This window comes from Yoonia sp. (genome assembly GCF_036770585.1).
GTDB lineage: Bacteria > Pseudomonadota > Alphaproteobacteria > Rhodobacterales > Rhodobacteraceae > Yoonia.
This window is the reverse complement of record NZ_DAIPIW010000010.1, coordinates 21,982-39,524: the sequence shown is the minus strand read 5'-3', so window position 1 is coordinate 39,524 and position 17,543 is coordinate 21,982. Positions and strand designations below refer to the sequence as shown.

The window sequence follows — 17,543 nt, the reverse complement described above, 5'->3', positions numbered from 1 at the left end:
CGCCCGGACCTCCCCCCAGAGTATCTTGGCAAGCTGATGATCAGCGCGCCGCGAAGACTCCGTATTTCCCCCCGTGGAACACCAGCGGATCTCCCGTTCCGTGATGTGCCTTGGTGACCAGTCCCACGATGATGACGTGATCGCCCGCGTCATGGGTCGCGTGCAGACTGCATTCGAATGTGGCAAGCGCCCCGTCGATCAACGGCATCCCGCAATGGGACAGATGCGTCGGGACGTGGTTGATCGCTGTCTTGGACTTGGCGACGGCTGCACAGATGTCATGCTGCTCGGCGCAGAGCACATTGATCGCAAAGCGGCGCGCGCCCGCAAAATGCGCGAACCGGCGCGAGGATTTGGCGGGCGACCACAGCACCAGCGGCGGGTCGAGCGAGACACTGGCGAAGCTGTTGGCCACAATCGCCACCGCACCCTCGGGGCCGTCGGTTGTGACGATCGTCACGCCGGTGGCAAAGCTGCCCAAGGCCCCGCGAAAGCTGTCGCTGTCCGTGCTGGGATCGAAACTGGCGATTGACCTTCCGTCCATCACGGAACCTCATGCCCGAGTGCTGCGGTATAAAGCGCGAACCATGTCTGTCGGTCCAGCTTTACCTTCGCAGCGTCGGAGAGTGTCTTGATCCGGTCAAGGTTATTCGTGCCCATCACCGGAATGATTTTGGCCGGATGCGCCAGAAGCCATGCCACGGCGACGGCGGCGGCATCGACACCATGTGCCGAAGCGATGGCGGCCATGGCGTCCTGCACGGCACCCGCCCCGGTCATCAGGCTGCCACCACCCAAGGGCGACCACGCCATGATCGGCACGTCGCGCTCTTGCAGATAGGCCACGTCGCCATTGGTTAACCCCTGATGCGCCGAGAGCGAAAGCTCGATCTGGTTGGTGATCAGCGGCGTTTTCATCGCCGATTGCAAAAGCGTCCAGTCGTGCAGTTTGAAGTTCGACACGCCGACCGTCCGGACCTTGCCCGCGGCCACAACCTCGTCCAGCGCGGCACCTGTCTCGTGGTGGTCCATCATCGGATCGGGGCGGTGGATGAGCAGCGTGTCGATCTTGTCCACGCCCATCAGCCGCAGCGAATGATCGACAGAGGCCAGGATATGCGCGCGGCTGGTGTCGTAGTATTTCACGCGCGCGTCCGCATAGCGTCCCGCAGGGGCCACGATATCGCATTTCGTGACGATCTCGATCTGGTCCTTCAGGTCAGGGGCGGCGCGCAGGGCATTGCCCAGCACCTCTTCCGCCGCATAGCCGCCGTAGATATCGGCCTGATCCATCGTCGTGATGCCCTGCGCCAGACAGGCCTCGATCTTGGCCTGCACATGGGCCGGCGAGGTGTCGGCATCATCGCCCAGACGCCACATGCCATAGACGATGCGGCTGAAAGAGAGGTCGTCGGTGATCCTGATGCGATCCATTAGCGGCGGACTCCGTTTCCGAGGGGTGTTGCGGGGGTATCAGCGGGCACGCGCCCGTAGGCATGCGGCAGCGAGCAGGTCTTCAGGTGCGGCATGACGCGCTTGCCGAAATGCTCGGCCTCGTCGATATGCGGGTAGCCCGAGAAGATGAAGGCACGGATACCCATTTTCCGGTAATTCTCGATCTTGGAAAGCACCTGATCCGTCGATCCCACAAGGGCCGCACCACAGCCCGAGCGCGCCCGGCCGACACCCGTCCAAAGGCCGGGTTCGGTGTATCCGAATTTGTCGGCAAGTTCCCGCGCGCGCGCCTGATGCGACACGCCAAGGCTGATGCTGTCATGGGCGCGGTCGCGGATCAGTTTGCCGTATTCGTCGTCCAGCTTGCTGGCGATGTAGTCGGCGTATTCCTTCGCCTCGGCCTCGGTGTCGCGGACGATCATATGCACGCGCAGGCCGTAATCCAGCGTCCGGCCATGTGCGGCGGCGCGTTCGTTCACGTCCTTCATACGCTGTTCAAGCATATCCGTCGTCTCGGGCCACATCAGGTAGACATCACATTGCGCGCCGCACAACTCCAGCGCGTCGGGCGAGTAGCCGCCGAAATAAAGAAGGGGGCCGCCGTTCTGCTGATAGGGTCTGGCGGGGTCGGTCGTCAGCTTGGAAATCTGGTAGATCTCGCCGTCATAGCTGACCTCGTCCTGTGTCCAGCATTTGCGCAGGATCTCGACCACTTCATGGCTGCGCTTGTAGCGGAAGGCGCTTTCGGCCACTTCACCGGGAAAATCGCTGCTAATCACGTTCAGCGTCAGACGACCCTTCAGCATATGGTCGAGCGTGGCGATGGTGCGGGCCAGCATGATCGGCTGCACCTCGCCGCAGCGGATGGCGGCAAGAAAGTTGATCCGGTCCGTCAGCGGCGCCATCCCTGCCACGAAAGACAAAGTGTCCTGCCCGACCTGATAGGACGAGGGGGCAAGGATGTTGCGAAAGCCCTGCTTTTCGGCGGTCAGCGCGATATCGCGGCAATGCTCCCACGAGGACCGCAGATCGCCGTCGGGCACCCCGAGGAATTGATAATCGTCAGAGCAAAGCGCCGAAAACCACGAGACTTCGGCGGCGTCCAGATCGGCGCTTGTGACCGGTACGACTGTCATTGATTCCCTCCCCCGGGGTTTCCCTCTTTCCACTTGCGTAGCATTTGCATTGATCTGTATCAATAGTGTATCAATTTGAGTCGTGCGGTTTGGGAGAGAACGCATTGGCGCAGACTTCTGAGCTACCGAAATTCATCCAGTTAAGCGAAATGCTGATCCGTGAAATCGCTGCGGGACGCCTTGCCGATGGCGTGCGACTGCCGCCCGAACGCGAGATGGCGGACGAACTGGGCGTCGCCGTGGGCACGCTGCGCAAGGCGCTGGCGGATGTCGAGGCGAAGGGTCTGCTCGATCGTGTGCAGGGTTCGGGCAACTATGTCCGCCACAGGCCCGCGGTGGACAGTGTCTATGCCTTCTTCCGGCTGGAATTGTTGCAGGGCGGGGGCTTGCCCAAAGCCAAGGTGCTGTCGGTCGATCGCCTGCCCAAACCGGCTGCCTTTGCCGCGCTGGGTGGTCATGCCGACGGACATCGCATCAGGCGACTGCGCTTTCTCGGCGAGGTTCTGGTCGCACTCGAGGAGATCTGGCTGGATGCCGGATGGCGCGACGAGGTGGGTGTCGCGGACCTCACGGATTCGCTTTACTACTTCTACCGCCACGAATTGGATTTGGTGATCGTCGCGGTCGAGGACCGTATCGGGATCGACGTGCTGCCGGATTGGACACCGTCCGCATTCCATCTGCCTGCGGGTGAAACCGTCGGACATATCACGCGGGTCAGCCGCAGTGCCGCCAAAGAGGCGGCCGAGTTTTCGCGCACATGGTTCGACGCCGGTCGCGCCACTTACATCTCACGAATGGGAAAAGGGTAATCATCTTGGACATGGTTCATTACGGTCTGATCGGTTGCGGCATGATGGGCCGCGAGCACATTCAGAACATCAATCTGCTGCCTGCGGGCAAAGTCTCGGTCGTCTATGATCCTGTGCCGGAACTGGCCGAGTCCGCCGCGTTACTGGCGCAGGATGCGCATGTGGCCACGTCGCTGGATGACCTGCTGGCCCATCCCGACCTCGACGCTGTGGTGATCGTCAGCCCGAACTACCTGCATGTGCCGCAACTGCAACAGATCGTCGCCACACGGCCCATGCCGATCCTCTGCGAAAAGCCGCTCTATACGCGACCCGAGGATGTGGCGCTGCTGGATGCGCTTTTCAAGGACTACCCGCATCCGGTCTGGGTCGCGATGGAATACCGCTATATGCCGCCCGTTGCCGCGCTGATCGCACAGGCCGAACAGGCCACCGGCGGCATCAAGATGCTGACCATCCGCGAGCACCGTTTCCCGTTCCTGCCCAAGATCGGTGACTGGAACCGCTTCAACGCCAAGACCGGCGGGACGCTGGTCGAGAAATGCTGCCATTTCTTCGACTTGATGCGGTTGATCCTCGATGACGAGCCTGTGCGCGTCATGGCCAGCGCCGGTCAGGCCATGAACCATCTGGAAGAGCGCTACAACGAAGAGGTGCCGGATATCTGGGACAACGGCTATGTGATCCTCGACTTCGCGAAGGGGGCACGCGCCATGCTGGAACTTTGCATGTTCGCCGAAGGCAGCAAATATCAGGAAGAGATCAGCGCGGTCGGCCCCAAAGGCAAGATCGAGGCGCTGGTGCCGGGACCGGGGCGGTTCTGGCCCAAGCTGCTGGGTGATCCGCCTGTGCCGCAGATGATCATTTCACCACGCGCGCCCAAGGGGCCCTTCGTGTCCGAGATCCCCGTCGATCCGACGCTGCTGGACGCGGGGGATCACAACGGCTCGACCTTCTATCAGCACCAGCGCTTCAATGCCGTTCTGCGCGGCGAGGGCGCGGTCGAGGTGACGCTGGAAGATGGCAAACGCGCCGTGCAGATCGGTCTGGCCGCGCAGGAAAGCGCGCGGACCGGGCAGGCGGTGATACTGTAGCGGGGGCTGGTTGCGCTGCACACGCGGGTCCGCGACCTGTTGCGAAAATGGCGATCGAAGGGGCCTTTGCCGCGCAAAGGTCCCTTAGCCCAGGTCCGACGATCTGCGGCGCAGCAAGAGTGCGGCGACCACAAGACCGATCACCACGACGCCGATCAGCAGCGTGGCCAGCGCATTCACATCCGGCGACACCCCGATCCGCACCTTGGAATAGATCAGCATCGGCAGGGTCGACGACCCCGGTCCCGATGTGAAAGAGGCGATCACCAGATCGTCGAATGACACGACAAAGGCCAGCAACCAACCGGCGATCACCGCAGGCGCGATCAGCGGCAGGGTGATGTAGACGAATGTCGCAAGCGGCTTGGCACCAAGATCGCGCGAGGCTTCTTCAAGGCTTTTGTCCATCGCGCGCATCCGCGGCTGGACGACGACCAGCACGAAGGCCGCCCCGAAGGTGGCATGGGCGATCGTGACGGTCATGATCCCGCGCTGGGCAGGCCAGCCGAACAGCTCGGCCGACGAGATGAACAGCAAAAGCAGCGAGATACCGATGATCACCTCGGGCATCACCAGCGGCGCGGACATCAGGCCCGCAAAGAGGCTGCGTCCGCGAAACTGGCCGAATTTGACCAAAAGCCCGCTGGCGAGCACCCCGAGGATGGTCGCGATCGTCGCGCTGTAGACGCCGATCTGAACCGACAGCCAAGCCGCTTGCAGGATCGCGGGGTCGCGAAACAACTGTGCATACCAATCCAAGGTGAACCCCGACCAGACCGAACTGCGCCGCGATGTGTTGAAGCTGAAGGCGATCAGCATCAGGATCGGCATGTAAAGAAAGGCGAGCCCCGCCCAGAGTGACAAGGTCAGAAACCGGGGCATCGCTCAGATCTCCCGGTTGAGGGCGCGTTGGAAGGCCATGATGGGGATCACCAGCACCGCCAGCATGATGATCGCCACGGCGCTCGCCACCGGCCAATCGCGGTTCGAGAAGAACTCGTTCCAGAGCACCCGACCGATCATCAGCGACGAATCCCCCGACAAAAGCGAGGGGATCACGAATTGCCCCACCGACGGGATGAAGACCAGCAGGCAGCCCGCCACGACACCACCCAATGACAGCGGCAGGGTGATCGTCAGAAACGTGACCAGTGGGGTTGCGCCAAGGTCGCGGGCGGCATCGCGGGTGTCATGGTCCTGCGCCTCCAGAACTGCGTAGATGGGCAGCACCATGAACGGCAGGTAGGTATAGACGATGCCGATATAGGTCGCCATTTCGGTTTGCAGCAGGACCAATGGCTGATCGATCAAGCCCGTCCAAAGCAGCACCATGTTCAGCACCCCATCCTGCCGCAGGATCCCGATCCAGGCGTAGACGCGCACCAGAAGGCTGGTCCAGAAAGGCAGCATGATCGCGAGGATCAGCACTCCCTGCATCCGTTTGGTGGACCGCGCGATGGCCAGCGCGATGGGATAGCCGATCAGCAGCGTGGCCAGTGTCGATTTCAGCGCCACCCATATCGCATTGAGATAGGCGCGCAGATAGAGGTTATCCTCCCATAAAAGTTGATAGTTGAAGAGCCTCAGCCGGATCTCGAATGTGCCGCCGGCAGGGTCATGCCGGGTGAGTGGGGCAATGGGTGGGCTGGCAATGATGGCTTCAGAGAAACTTATGGCGAAGACGAAAAGAAAGGGCGTCAGAAAGAACAGCGCCATCCAGCCGTAGACCGGCACGATGACAAGCGCCCGTCCAAGGGTGCCGACCGGTCCCTGGACTTTCATGCGGACGTCCTTGCGAAGAGTTTCATGTCCCGGGGTGGCAGATGGACGCCGACGGTGTCCCCGACCTTGGGGCGGGGGCCGCTTTCGCGGGTGTTCTGGGTGTCGACCTGAACCTCCAGCCCACCGGGCAAAGCGATCGTATAGGTGATCTGGCGCCCCAGAAAGCCGACGAATTCGATCCTGCCCGGCAGGCTGTCGTCACTTCCGGCGGCCTTGATCTGCACAGACTCGGGGCGGATGGCGGCGGTGACAGGCGTCCGGGCGCCGAACTGGGAGGCATCCGCCGCCGCGATCACGATGTCGCCCGCCATCTGCACCCTCGCAATACCGCCTTCGGGCGGCAGGACCAAAGCGTCGAACGTATTCAAGCGCCCGACGAAATTGGCGACGAAGAGGTTGCTGGGATGTTCGTAGATCTCGTCAGGCGTGCCGACCTGGATCAGTCGCCCCTCATCCATCACGCCCACACGGTTCGCCAGATGCATGGCTTCTTCCTGATCATGCGTGACCACGATGAAGGTCAGGCCCAAGGCGCGCTGGATCGTCAAAAGCTCTTGCTGGGTTTCCTCGCGCAGTTTCTTGTCAAGCGCGGCCAGAGGTTCATCGAGCAAGAGCACCTTCGGCCGCTTTACCAACGCCCGCGCAAGCGCCACCCGTTGCCGCTGGCCGCCTGAAAGCTGCGCGGGCTTGCGGCTGGCATAGTCGCTCATCTTGACCAGTTGCAGACCCTCTTGAACCCGCGGGCCGATTTCGGACTTGGGCACGCCTTCGCGGCGCAGACCGTAGGCGATGTTGTTGTAAACGGTCATATGCGGAAACAGCGCATAGGACTGAAACATCATGTTGACGGGCAATTGCTCTGGCGGCGTGCCTGCCGTATCGGCGCCGTCGATCAGGATGCGACCGCCGGTCGGGCTTTCGAAACCCGCCAGCATCCGCAAGAGGGTCGACTTGCCCGAGCCAGAGCCGCCGAGCAGACAAATGATCTCGCCCTCAGCGATGTGCAGGCTGACATCGCGCACGGCCTGCACAGCGCCAAAGGCCTTTTGCACGCGGTCGATCTGAATGAAGGCAGGATTGGGCATCGCGGTTTCCTTCGATCGCCGAAGCGGAAAACGCCGCTTCGGCGACAGGGCGATTACTGAGAGGTCGTGAAGGTGGTCCAGGCGCGGGTTCGCAGGCGCTGGGCCGCATTCGGCAGGGTCATCGACGGATAGAGGTTCGCCACCACCTCGTCTGTGGGGTAAAGCGCCGGATCGTTCAGGATGTCTTCGCTGACGAATTCCTTCGAGGCCGCGTTGGCGTTGGCATAATAAACGGTATTGGTGATATCGGCGATCACCTCGGGCCGCATCAGGTAGTCAAGGAAGGCCGCCGCGCCGTCGGGATTGGGCGCATCCGCCATCACGTTCCAAACGTCGATCCAGAGACCCGTGCCCTGTTGGGGGATCACGAATTCGATCTCGATGCCATTATCGGCTTCGAGGGCCGTCCAGTTCGCCACCGCGGCATCACCGGAATAGGTAAAGGCCGCGCAGATTTCCCCCGATGAGAGGTCGTCGATGTTCTTGACGCTGTTGATGTAGCGGATGTGGGGCCGGATGCCGGTCAGCAGATCGAGGGCCTCATTGACCTGCGCGCTGTCATCGGTGCCGTGGAAATGGCCAAGGTAGTTCAGCGTCATGCCGATCACCTCGTTCGGGCTGTCGATGATCGCCACACCGCAATCGGCAAGCGCGGCCATGACCTCGGGGTCATAGAAGTTCGCCAGATCGGACATATCGACGCCGGGCAGACGCTCTTCCAGGATCGCCGGGTTGAAGGCGAAACCCGTCGCACCCCACATGTAGGGCATGGAATAAAAGCCGCCTGCGTCATATTCCGCCGCGCGCGCAAGGATGACGGGATCAAGGTTGCCCGTGTTTGCCAGATCCAGCTCGTTCAGGTCCAAAAGCAGGTCCGAGGTGACGAACCGCTCGACCGAGGAGGCCGCCGACAGGACCACGTCGAAACCGGAGCCGCCGGTCAGCAGGCGGGTCTCCATCACGGGCACGCTGTCGAAATAGGTCAGAACCACGTCGATTCCCGTCTCTGCCTCGAAATTCGACACCGTGTCGGCGGCGAAATAATCAGCCCAGGTGAATATGTGCAGTTCTTCGGCGTTGGCGGCCCCCGCGATGAGGGCACATGCGGCAGCACCGGCAATAGGTCTGGTCATCATCTTGTCTCTCCTGTTGGTTTCGTCGGTTTGATCGGAATTGGTGGGCAGGCTTCACACCCGGTCGCGGAAAATGTCGATTTCGAACTGGCTGACATGGGACATGAGGCGGTCCACTTCCTGTCGCTTTGCGTTGATGAAGGCTTCGAAAAACAGGGGCGGCAGGGTCTGGCGGATCCAGTCGCTGGCCTCGAAGGCCGCCAGGGCTGTGTGGATGTCACGGGGGACCGATGGCAGGCCCAGATGATGGGGATCACCGCGGATCGGGTCCGGCGCCTCCATCTGGGACAGAATGCCGTCAAGTGCCGCCTGAAGCAGAAGCGCTGTCAGCAAGTAGGGGTTGGCATCGGCGCCCGCGATCCGGTGCTCGATCCGGCGGTCGGTGCCGGGACCGCCGGGGATGCGCACCGGCAGAAAGCGGTTGTCATATCCCCAGCCCAGCAGGTTGGGCGCATAGGCGTTCGCCATGAAGTGCCGATAGGAACTGACATGCGGCGCCTGAACAAGGTGCATCTCGACAGCCCGCGACAGCAGCCCCGCCGCCGCCGACCGCAGCGCCGGGGTTCCCTGATCGCTGCCATCGTCGAAGATGTTGCGGCCACCTGCGTCCAGCACGCTGAAATGCAGATGCAGCCCTGCGCCGTCGAGATCGGCAAAGGGTTTGGGCATGAAGGTCGCGCCAAATCCATGGCGCCGCGCCACCGCCCGCACGATGAGCCGCAGCAGGGTCAGATCATCGGCCGCCTTCATGATGTCCGAGGTATGCGCGGTGTTGATCTCGAACATCGCGGTGCCGTTTTCCGACCCCAGACCGACCACCTCGATATCGGCGGCCGCGCAGGCTTTGGCGGACATCGCGGAAGAACGAACCGAAGATCTCGAACTCATCCAGATGGCAGGGATCGCGCCCGAACATCGCTTTGCCTGACACCGGATGCCGCGGCAGCACCAGACCGGGCTGGCCGGGATCGAAGAGGTAGAATCCCACTTCCAGCGCCGCGACGGGTGTCAGGCCGGCTTCGGCATAGGCCGCGATAACTTTTCGCAATACATGACGGCACGAGGTTTCGACCGCGCGACCGTCAGGCCAGACCATATCGACAAGGACCGTCGCCGTATCATGGCGCGCCGCAGAGAGCGCCGGGGGGCGGTCAGCGCGGCGCACGAAGATATCGCAGTCACCGGTTTCGCTGACCTCGCGACAGTTTAGTATTTCTTCGCCAATAAAATCAACAGTTGGCATCGACAGCGGCACGGCGGCCCTGCCTGCATCGATCTTTCCGGCCTGATCCCGCGGTTACCCTTTGGCGCGCAAGACCCCGTTTATATCAGGCGTCGCGATGAGAACCGTCGCGATCTCGGGATGAACGGCCAGCCATGCCGCCAAATCTGGCGTCTTGCCGTCTAGAACGGGCGGCCTGTCGTCCATTTCCATCACCTCTGTCCGCAGGGCTTTCGCCTGAAGGCCGACTCACTCTTTTTCTCTGTCCAGTCGAACTGTAGAATTTTTTGAATCAAAAATACACAAAGAATCCTTATCGTGCTGGTCAGACCCAGGCAAATCGGTCATATTGTGGGCAAATCGTGTATTTCGTGGACACTCTCGACATGCCGCAGACAGCCGATGCCCGCGCCGCAGTGCTTGGTCAGCTTATCCTTGCGGAGGCGCGCCAGCAGGGGCTTGCACAGGGTGCGCGCCTGCCCGAGCTTGCGCTGGCCCGCGTCTGCGGGGTTTCGCGGACACCGGTGCGGCGCGCGCTGGCGCATCTGGAAGAACAGGGATTGGTCCAAAAGGGCGAGGGGGGCGGCTATTGCCTTGCCGTCACACCGGGGTCGGATCATCTGCGCGCGCTCAAGGACGGGCAGCCGCAGGAAACCGATACAACGGCGCTGATCCTGCGTGATCTGGGCCAGCGCCGGATCGGGCCGACGGTGACCATCTCGGAGCTTGCCCGACGCTATGCGCTGCCGCGCGGCCGGATCCAGTCAGCGCTGGAAGAGCTGGCGCTGCTCAGCGTCATCACCAAGTCCGAGGGGCAATCCTGGGTCTTTCATTCCGACATCGTGACGGCGCGGTCCAATCGGCAGAGCCTCGACTTTCGCATGGCCCTTGAAACTGCGGCGCTTGAAGCGCCCGGCTTCCATGCAGACGCAGAGGCGTTGAAGGCGGTTCTGCAAGCATCGGAAGACATCCTCGCACGGCCGCCCAACGGCATTGCGCCCCATGCCTTCGCCGCCGCCGAGCAAGAGTTCCACGGTTTCATCGCGCGTGCCTCTGGCAACCACTTCATCGAGGGTGCGATCACGTCGCATCTGACCCTTCTGGACCTACTTGCGCCGCGGCTGGGCTTCAACGATCATATGGCGCGGGTTGCGATCGGTGACCATCTGCAGATTCTGCTCGATATCGAGGCCGGTCGTTTGGGTATCGCCCGCGACAGGCTGCGGTTGCATCTTGCGACGGCACATGGCCCGCAGGACTGGGCCCATGCCAGACCTGTCTTGCCGACGGAGGGAACCCGTTGAAGTTCGAAACCGGCCTTGGTCATCGCCGCAATGTGGTTTTCTTCCCCGAAGCAAGCTTTGGTGCGGCGCTGAATTGCATCACGCTGGCCCAGGCCTTGCGGGGGCAGGGGGTGCTCTGCCGGTTCATCACGCGCGAGGGTTTTGCCGGCGTCTTCAGGGACTACGGGTTCGAGGAACACGTGCTGCCGCCCACCGTCGCCAGCGACAGCGGATACTGGGCAGAGTTTCTCGAGCGCAAGGTGCCCATCTTCGACGCGCCGCCCATGGCGCAGCTGGAACACCTCGTCGCGCCGACCTATCGCGCCGCGCTGTCCGAGGTCATCGCGACCGAGGCCTCTCTGAAAGCGGCGCTGGATCTGTTGCAGCCGGACCTTATCGTGATCGACGATGTGATCATGTATCCCGCAATCATGACCCATGGCGCGCCCTGGGTGCGGGTCATGTCCACCGCCGAGAACGAGATACCGGGTCCAGGGGTGCCGCCGCCAATGTCCGGTCTGGGCCAGGGGGACAACTTCGGGCCCTTCACGGAGGCGGCCAGACGGATCCTTGGCCCGGTGCACGACGACTATATGACGTTCCGCGCGGATGCCGGTGTTCCGGCGCTGCCTCCGACTGTCTTCATGGACGAAAGCCCGTATCTGAACCTCGTCATCGCGCCGTCCCCGCTGCGGATCGATCGTGACACCGCGCTGCCCGCCGACCGCTTCCTGATGATGGAGCACAACGTCAGAACCGAACCGCCCTTTGCCGTGCCGGACCTGCCGCGCAACGCGGGACCGCTGGTCTACGTCAGTTTCGGCAGCCTTGGCGCGCTGGACACAGGGTTCATGCGGCGCCTGATCAGTGTGTTTGCCGATGTGCCGGCGCGCTTTCTGGTGAACGTGGGCGCGCGGCTGGATGCCTATTCGAAGGTGCCCGACAACGTGCATTTGCAATACTGGTTTCCCCAGCCGTCCGTCGTGGCCCATTGCGATCTGTTCATCCACCACGGCGGGTTGAGTTCGACCTGCGAGGCCCTGTTGAATGGCGCACCCTCGCTTGTTCTTCCCTACTTCTGGGATGGCCATGACACCGCCCGGCGCATCGAAGAGGCAGGTCTGGGGCGCGCCCTGTCCCGTTGCGGACTTCAGATCGAACATCTCGGCCCCGCAATCGAAAGCCTGCTGGCGGATACAGACCTGAAAGTCCGGCTGTCGGCCACAGCCGCCCGCCTCAGGCAGGGCCCCGCCACGACCGAGGCGACCGCCCGCATCCTAGCATTGTTGGCCCTGCCCAAGACTGTCCCCACACCCGTCGCCACCGCGACCCATGATCAGACGAGGAGTTTCTCATGAAATATACCCACACAGACAGTTTCTACATCGGCGGTGCCTGGGTGCCGCCGCTGGCCAAGGAAAGCTTTCCGGTGGTCGATCCCTCGACCGAAGAGACCATCGCCACCCTCGCCATGGGCGGACCCGCAGATGTGGACGCAGCCGTCGCTGCTGCCAAGGCTGCCTTTCCGGCATGGTCGGCCACCTCGCTTGACGAGAGGCTGGCCATCATTGCCCGTATCCAGAAGATCTATGAACGTCGCTACGAAGACATGGCGCAGACCATCTCGGCCGAGATGGGGGCGCCGATCGCGTTTTCGCGCGATGAACAGGCCGCTGTCGGGCTGAGTATCGTGGAAGGTGCCGTGGCCGCCGCAAAGACCTTCGAATTTGAACGGACCCTGCCCAATGGTGACCATGTGGTGCACGCGCCCATCGGTGTCGTCGGCATGATCACACCGTGGAACTGGCCGATCAACCAGATCGTGCTGAAGGTCGTGCCTGCGTTGATCGCAGGGTGCACCATGGTTCTGAAGCCGTCCGAGCTGACGCCCCTTTCCGCGATCCTCTATGCCGAGATCCTGCACGAGGCGGGCCTGCCGGCCGGTGTCTTCAATCTGGTCCATGGCGAAGGCCCTGTGGTGGGTGCTGCCCTTTCCAGGCATCCCGATGTGGCGATGATGTCCTTTACCGGCTCGCACCGTGGCGGCACGGCCGTCAGCATCGACAGCGCCCCGACCGTGAAACGCGTGGCGCTGGAACTGGGGGGGAAATCGCCCAACCTGATTTTCGCGGATGCCGACCTCGAAGAGGCGGTGTCGAACGGGGTATATGCCGTCGCGGCCAATACCGGCCAAAGCTGTGACGCCCCCTCGCGGATGCTGGTCGAAGCCTCGGCCTTTGACCAGGCCGTCGAGATTGCCCGCCGCACCGCCGAAGACATCGCGGTGGGACCTGCCTCGGAAGAGGGCGAGCATATCGGGCCCCTGGCCCACAAGCTGCAATTCGACAGGGTTCAGGCGATGATCAAGGCCGGTCTCGACGAAGGTGCGCGCCTCGTCGCCGGCGGGCTGGGCCGGCCTGACGGGCTGGACAAGGGATACTACGTCAAACCCACCATCTTTGCAGATGTCACCCCTGACATGCGCATCGTCCGCGAAGAGATCTTCGGCCCCGTGCTGGTCATGCTGCCCTTCGAAACCGAAGAAGAGGCCATCGCCATGGCCAATGACACGACCTACGGGCTGTCGTCATATATCTCGTCCGGCTCCTCCGAGAGGATCGCCCGCGTGGCCCGCCGGTTGGAGGCCGGGATGGTCAATGTGAACGGCGGTTTCCTTGCGGCGGGCAGTCCGTTTGGGGGCTACAAGCAATCGGGCAATGGGCGCGAAGGCGGCGAACTGGGGATCGCAGAGTTTCTCGAAACCAAGGTCATCACCGCGTTCTAGGGTCAGGACCCATTGATTTTGTAGGCTTGGCCTGATTCAAGCTCCGAAAGGAGACTGGATCATGAGCAACCTTTTCTGGCTGAGCGACGCGCAGATGGCGCGGCTGAAGCCCTTCTTTCCCAAGAGCCACGGCAAGCCGCGGGTAGATGACCGGCGGGTGTTGAGCGGGATAATCTTCATCAATCGCAATGGGTTGCGGTGGTGTGACGCGCCTAGGGAATACGGCCCGCACAAGACCTTGTATAACCGCTGGAAACGGTGGAGCGACAAGGGTGTGTTCGCCCAGATTATGGCGGGTCTAGCGGCAGAGGGGACCGAGACCAAGACGATCATGATCGACGCCACCTATCTGAAGGCACATCGCACGGCTTCGAGCTTGCGGTTGAAAAAGGGGGGCGTGGTCGCCTGATTGGACGGACCAAGGGTGGCATGAACACCAAACTACACGCCATCACTGATGCAATCGGGCGACCGATCACCTTCTTCATGTCGGCGGGTCAGGACAGCGATTACACTGGCGCGGCGGCCTTGTTGGGGGAGTTACCCAATGCCGACTGGCTGATCGCTGATCGCGGGTATGATGCTGACTGGTTCAGAGATGCGTTGAAAGACAAGGAGATAACGCCCTGTATTCCCGGCCGCAAGGCGCGCAAGGCGACCGTGAAATACGACAAACGACGCTATAAGCGGCGCAACCGGATCGAGATCATGTTCGGGCGACTGAAGGATTGGCGCAGGATCGCCACGCGTTACGACAGATGCCCGAAGGTGTTCCTGTCCGCCGTCGCGCTCGCAGCAACCGTCCTGTTCTGGCTTTGAATATCAATGAGTCTGGAGCCTAGACACCAACCCAACAGAAAGGAGCCTGCGGCCATGACCAGAAAACCCCTTCGTTTCTTGGCCTGCATCGCCGCCATCGCCACCGCAGGCCATGCCGAAACCCCGAAAGAGCGGACTGTCGCAGCAATCGAGGCTGCCGGATGCAGTATCGACGACACCAACGTGAACGAGGTGCTCGACGGTCTCGGGCTCAGCGACGCGGCCTTCCGCGCAATCGGTCAAGAGCTTGTCGCCGAAGGCCGCGCCGATGTGTCCCAAACGGGAACATTCCGCCTGACCACACCCGCTTGCACGGCGACTGGCGAAGTGCAGACAGCGCGTGCAATCGCGGCGATCGAGGCTGCCGGATGTATCGTCGACCGTTCGAACATCAACGAGATCCTCGACGGTCTGGGGCTGGCCGACGACGAGTTTCGCGTGATTGGCGAGGCCCTGATCGCGGAAGGTCGGGCGCAGGTCTCTGATGCCGGCGCATTCCAACTGACAACACCGAACTGCAATTAAGGAGGACCTACCATGACATCTTTCCCGTCACGCACCCTTTCGCTTGTCGTGTGCGCCATGCCGCTACTCGCCCTTCCGGCCCATGCCTGGGAGGTCGAGGAAATCGGCACGATCACGGCCACCTTCGCCGATGAAACCTTCGAGCGTTCAACGGTCATCGTGACCGATGGTGATCTGGTGTCGCCGACGGCCAATCTGTTTCTGACCCTCAACAACAGTTCCGCACTGAGCCTGCTGACGGAAGACGGCAATTTCGTCTTTGACGCCACGTTCATGTCGCATGCGCCCGGACCCGAGACCGCACCAATTTCGACCAGCGTGACCTTTGTTCCCGATGGAGCCATGCAGTTCTGGGTCTCGGACGGCGCGCCTGAACCGCTGGAAGTGACTTTCACGACCTTGTCGGTCGAGGGCGATGAAGGTCGTGCCACCGGCAGCTTCCGGGGACTTTTGTGCCTGGCTGACGACTTCGGCGCAGAGGCCGACCCGGACAACTGCCGCCCCATCGAAGGCGCGTTCGATACGCCCTTCTTCGTCGAGGAATGACAAAGGCGAAATCCCCAACAGGAGGACGACATGAAGAATAGGCTTTTGGTTTTCAGCATGGTGATGGCGGCGCCCGCCTTCGCGCAAGAGACCCCGCTTTGTGGCGCGTCGGGTGCAGGTGACTGGGCGCAGATACAAGAGGTCTTCACCGGTGAGTGGCTGATCGAGCATCAGGCGGGCTATGCCCTGATTGGCGGCATGGTCTTGCCGTTCCCGGGTGCCGACGAGGTCGACACGATCACGATCTTCCAGCTCGGCGACACCTTGCAGGCCACCCACCCCGAGGCGCAAGAGCCGCTTGTCCTGCGCCTTGCGGACGAACCGCGATGGGTCGTCGAGATCGACAACCCCGACATCCCCGAGCCGCTGCTTTCACCCGAAGATGTGGCCTTGGTCGCCGGGTGTTCCCAGCTGGAATTGCCACGGCTGATCGGCACGTCGACCGCCGTGATCGATGGCGTGACGATGGAGTTCACCTACCGGATGATGGCAGTCGACTGGGCGACCCTCTACGGGATCATGCAGATCGATTCCGTCGTTCAGGGCACGCCGATCGAGGCACGCCGCACCGTGTGGATGCGCAAGACCGGATGATGGCGCGCGCGACTGTCCGAAGGTTGCGAAGCCATTGACGTCATCGGGGGACCCGATAGTCGGGTCATGGACAGGGGCCTTGGGGATGCGACCGAACGGGCAAGTCGTCGCCACTTGTTCCGGCGACGACCCTGTCCGGCTTGTCACGCCGCCCCTTCGCTCTTGGGTGCGGTGTTGGTTTCAGGCATGGCTTTTGCCTTCAACTCGCGGAATTTCTGCGAAAGTTGATCCAGCTTGGCATCCCATTGCGGATCAGGGCTTTGACCTTCGACCGTGCGGAAGTAGGCCTGCAGCAGGCATGCCACGGCAAGCGGTTCAAGAAGCGCCTGTTTTACGGACCATGCCAGAACGAAGGCAATCACAATGCCGATGCCCGACAGGCTGCCGGGATAGAGATTGCTGATCAGTGCCGCAGGGGCCAACATCAAGAAGAAGACAAGGGCCGTCAGCCCGTAAACAAACAAGGTGATCCATGCCGCGTTCTTCAGCATCGGACGGTAGTTCTGTGCATAAAGGACAAGGGCAGTGCGTGCCGACCCCCAAGGATCGGTCGCGCGGGTGCGCATTCCGTGGGCGAGGATGACTTCGTCGATGAAGCCGACCGCGACATTCAGGAACGCGCGCAGGATCGTGACGAGTTGCCTTACTCCGGGGATCGGCAGAAGGGTGAAGACACCGCGGATCAGGCCGGTGATCGCGCGCAGCACGCCCTTCACCAGTTGGTCGATGGCAAAGAGAACGCTCGCCTCGCTGAACCTTTCGCGCACCATTGCTTGCGCATGCCCGATCTGGCTGCGGCCTTCGGGCATCGGTCGGTTGTCGATCAGCTCGACCATGACGGCGATATGGCCCGCCTTGACCAGATAAAGAATGTATTCCCGCAACCAGTACATCACGACCGAGACGATCGCGAAGCCGGTCAAGCCTCCAAAAAATGTCGCCGAGGCCCGAAATCCGTCATCGCCAAGTGCGCCAATGCCCCAACCCAGACCTGCACCGGTTCCGGTGATCAGAACATAGGCCAGCGCCGCACCGAAGTAGACCGCCATACGCAAGATCACGAAGGGCAATGTCTGCACCATCAAGCCCAAACTTCGGCGAAAAGAAAAATCCCACATACTCTGTCCTCATGTATGTTTCTGTTGTCAGCTTTGCGTGCACAGTGTGGCATGGAAAACCAAGAACCCGCCCCCTTTGTTTGGCGGGGTTGGCGAAGATAAGCAACACATCCGCATCAGTCATGGTTCTGACGCGCAAAGTTCAGCTTGCCCG

General features: G+C 62.0%; 19 protein-coding genes. 9 read left to right on the top strand and 10 right to left on the bottom strand.

What is annotated here, in order from left to right; translation table 11 throughout:
* Window positions 1-40 precede the first annotated feature (40 nt).
* Genes V7N12_RS03635 through V7N12_RS03625 form a run of 3 tightly spaced genes read right to left on the bottom strand, consistent with a single transcriptional unit; the run spans window position 41 to window position 2,591 of the window.
* Complete coding sequence (locus V7N12_RS03635) at window positions 41-544, bottom strand: flavin reductase family protein (RefSeq protein ID WP_333712759.1); 504 nt, start codon at window positions 542-544, stop codon at window positions 41-43.
* The gene (locus V7N12_RS03630; RefSeq protein ID WP_333712758.1) at window positions 544-1,434 is read right to left on the bottom strand and encodes an aldo/keto reductase; all 891 of its coding nucleotides are present in this window, start codon (window positions 1,432-1,434) and stop codon (window positions 544-546) included. The genes V7N12_RS03635 and V7N12_RS03630 overlap by 1 nt, the downstream gene beginning before the upstream one ends.
* Window positions 1,434-2,591: an LLM class flavin-dependent oxidoreductase gene (locus V7N12_RS03625; RefSeq protein ID WP_333712757.1), complete on the bottom strand. Its 1,158-nt coding sequence runs from the start codon at window positions 2,589-2,591 to the stop codon at window positions 1,434-1,436. The genes V7N12_RS03630 and V7N12_RS03625 overlap by 1 nt, the downstream gene beginning before the upstream one ends.
* 104 nt (window positions 2,592-2,695) lie before the next feature.
* Between V7N12_RS03625 and V7N12_RS03620 the strand changes: the two genes are divergently transcribed.
* Both V7N12_RS03620 and V7N12_RS03615 read left to right on the top strand, forming a co-directional pair.
* Entirely contained in the window at window positions 2,696-3,403 is a 708-nt protein-coding gene (locus V7N12_RS03620; protein ID WP_333712756.1) for a GntR family transcriptional regulator, read from the top strand.
* Between the two features lie 11 nt (window positions 3,404-3,414).
* On the top strand, window positions 3,415-4,497 hold the full coding sequence (locus V7N12_RS03615) for a Gfo/Idh/MocA family protein (protein ID WP_333712776.1): 1,083 nt from the start codon (window positions 3,415-3,417) through the stop codon (window positions 4,495-4,497).
* Between the two features lie 84 nt (window positions 4,498-4,581).
* Here V7N12_RS03615 and V7N12_RS03610 read toward each other — a convergent pair whose 3' ends face one another.
* The 6 genes from V7N12_RS03610 to V7N12_RS03585 are packed head-to-tail and all read right to left on the bottom strand — an operon-like array spanning window position 4,582 to window position 9,752.
* Window positions 4,582-5,379, bottom strand: a complete 798-nt coding sequence (locus V7N12_RS03610) for an ABC transporter permease subunit (protein WP_333712755.1) — start codon at window positions 5,377-5,379, stop codon at window positions 4,582-4,584.
* A gap of 3 nt (window positions 5,380-5,382) precedes the next feature.
* On the bottom strand, window positions 5,383-6,279 hold the full coding sequence (locus V7N12_RS03605) for an ABC transporter permease subunit (RefSeq protein ID WP_443089932.1): 897 nt from the start codon (window positions 6,277-6,279) through the stop codon (window positions 5,383-5,385).
* Window positions 6,276-7,364 (bottom strand): ABC transporter ATP-binding protein, encoded by a 1,089-nt coding sequence (locus V7N12_RS03600; protein ID WP_333712754.1) that lies wholly within the window; start codon window positions 7,362-7,364, stop codon window positions 6,276-6,278. The genes V7N12_RS03605 and V7N12_RS03600 overlap by 4 nt, the downstream gene beginning before the upstream one ends.
* Window positions 7,365-7,417: 53 nt before the next feature.
* Entirely contained in the window at window positions 7,418-8,500 is a 1,083-nt protein-coding gene (locus tag V7N12_RS03595; RefSeq protein WP_333712753.1) for an extracellular solute-binding protein, read from the bottom strand.
* A gap of 51 nt (window positions 8,501-8,551) precedes the next feature.
* A complete protein-coding gene (locus V7N12_RS03590; RefSeq protein ID WP_333712773.1) occupies window positions 8,552-9,316 on the bottom strand; it encodes a hypothetical protein in 765 nt (254 codons plus the stop codon).
* Window positions 9,231-9,752 carry a hypothetical protein gene (locus V7N12_RS03585; protein ID WP_333712752.1) on the bottom strand — a complete coding sequence of 174 codons (522 nt, stop codon included), beginning with the start codon at window positions 9,750-9,752 and terminating at the stop codon, window positions 9,231-9,233. The genes V7N12_RS03590 and V7N12_RS03585 overlap by 86 nt, the downstream gene beginning before the upstream one ends.
* 338 nt (window positions 9,753-10,090) lie before the next feature.
* Here V7N12_RS03585 and V7N12_RS03580 point away from each other — a divergent pair, with 338 nt between their 5' ends.
* The 7 genes from V7N12_RS03580 (at window position 10,091) to V7N12_RS03550 (ending at window position 16,271) form a co-directional block, all read left to right on the top strand.
* Entirely contained in the window at window positions 10,091-11,023 is a 933-nt protein-coding gene (locus tag V7N12_RS03580; protein WP_333712750.1) for an FCD domain-containing protein, read from the top strand.
* Window positions 11,020-12,360 (top strand): nucleotide disphospho-sugar-binding domain-containing protein, encoded by a 1,341-nt coding sequence (locus V7N12_RS03575; RefSeq protein WP_333712749.1) that lies wholly within the window; start codon window positions 11,020-11,022, stop codon window positions 12,358-12,360. The genes V7N12_RS03580 and V7N12_RS03575 overlap by 4 nt, the downstream gene beginning before the upstream one ends.
* Window positions 12,357-13,787, top strand: coding sequence for an aldehyde dehydrogenase family protein (locus V7N12_RS03570; protein WP_333712748.1), 1,431 nt, complete (start codon window positions 12,357-12,359; stop codon window positions 13,785-13,787). The genes V7N12_RS03575 and V7N12_RS03570 overlap by 4 nt, the downstream gene beginning before the upstream one ends.
* 61 nt (window positions 13,788-13,848) lie before the next feature.
* A protein-coding gene (locus tag V7N12_RS03565; protein WP_333712747.1) for an IS5 family transposase occupies window positions 13,849-14,606 on the top strand; the annotation gives its coding sequence in 2 pieces (ribosomal slippage) (window positions 13,849-14,170 and window positions 14,170-14,606; 759 coding nt in all).
* Window positions 14,607-14,660: 54 nt separating this feature from the next.
* Window positions 14,661-15,131, top strand: coding sequence for a hypothetical protein (locus tag V7N12_RS03560; protein WP_333712746.1), 471 nt, complete (start codon window positions 14,661-14,663; stop codon window positions 15,129-15,131).
* Between the two features lie 12 nt (window positions 15,132-15,143).
* Window positions 15,144-15,677: a hypothetical protein gene (locus V7N12_RS03555; protein ID WP_333712745.1), complete on the top strand. Its 534-nt coding sequence runs from the start codon at window positions 15,144-15,146 to the stop codon at window positions 15,675-15,677.
* Window positions 15,678-15,707: 30 nt separating this feature from the next.
* Entirely contained in the window at window positions 15,708-16,271 is a 564-nt protein-coding gene (locus tag V7N12_RS03550; protein WP_333712744.1) for a hypothetical protein, read from the top strand.
* A gap of 143 nt (window positions 16,272-16,414) precedes the next feature.
* Here the strand turns inward: V7N12_RS03550 and V7N12_RS03545 are convergent, their stop codons facing one another.
* Entirely contained in the window at window positions 16,415-17,332 is a 918-nt protein-coding gene (locus tag V7N12_RS03545; protein ID WP_333712772.1) for a hypothetical protein, read from the bottom strand.
* Between the last annotated feature and the right edge of the window lie 211 nt (window positions 17,333-17,543).

Excerpts from the sequence above, each read along its gene's own strand:
- V7N12_RS03635 (WP_333712759.1), bottom strand. The coding sequence starts at position 544 with ATGGACGGAAGGTCAATCGCCAGTTTCGATCCCAGCACGGACAGCGAC.
- V7N12_RS03630 (WP_333712758.1), bottom strand. The coding sequence starts at position 1,434 with ATGGATCGCATCAGGATCACCGACGACCTCTCTTTCAGCCGCATCGTC.
- V7N12_RS03625 (WP_333712757.1), bottom strand. The coding sequence starts at position 2,591 with ATGACAGTCGTACCGGTCACAAGCGCCGATCTGGACGCCGCCGAAGTC.
- V7N12_RS03615 (WP_333712776.1), top strand. The coding sequence starts at position 3,415 with ATGGTTCATTACGGTCTGATCGGTTGCGGCATGATGGGCCGCGAGCAC.
- V7N12_RS03610 (WP_333712755.1), bottom strand. The coding sequence starts at position 5,379 with ATGCCCCGGTTTCTGACCTTGTCACTCTGGGCGGGGCTCGCCTTTCTT.
- V7N12_RS03605 (WP_443089932.1), bottom strand. The coding sequence starts at position 6,279 with ATGAAAGTCCAGGGACCGGTCGGCACCCTTGGACGGGCGCTTGTCATC.
- V7N12_RS03600 (WP_333712754.1), bottom strand. The coding sequence starts at position 7,364 with ATGCCCAATCCTGCCTTCATTCAGATCGACCGCGTGCAAAAGGCCTTT.
- V7N12_RS03595 (WP_333712753.1), bottom strand. The coding sequence starts at position 8,500 with ATGATGACCAGACCTATTGCCGGTGCTGCCGCATGTGCCCTCATCGCG.
- V7N12_RS03570 (WP_333712748.1), top strand. The coding sequence starts at position 12,357 with ATGAAATATACCCACACAGACAGTTTCTACATCGGCGGTGCCTGGGTG.
- V7N12_RS03560 (WP_333712746.1), top strand. The coding sequence starts at position 14,661 with ATGACCAGAAAACCCCTTCGTTTCTTGGCCTGCATCGCCGCCATCGCC.
- V7N12_RS03555 (WP_333712745.1), top strand. The coding sequence starts at position 15,144 with ATGACATCTTTCCCGTCACGCACCCTTTCGCTTGTCGTGTGCGCCATG.
- V7N12_RS03550 (WP_333712744.1), top strand. The coding sequence starts at position 15,708 with ATGAAGAATAGGCTTTTGGTTTTCAGCATGGTGATGGCGGCGCCCGCC.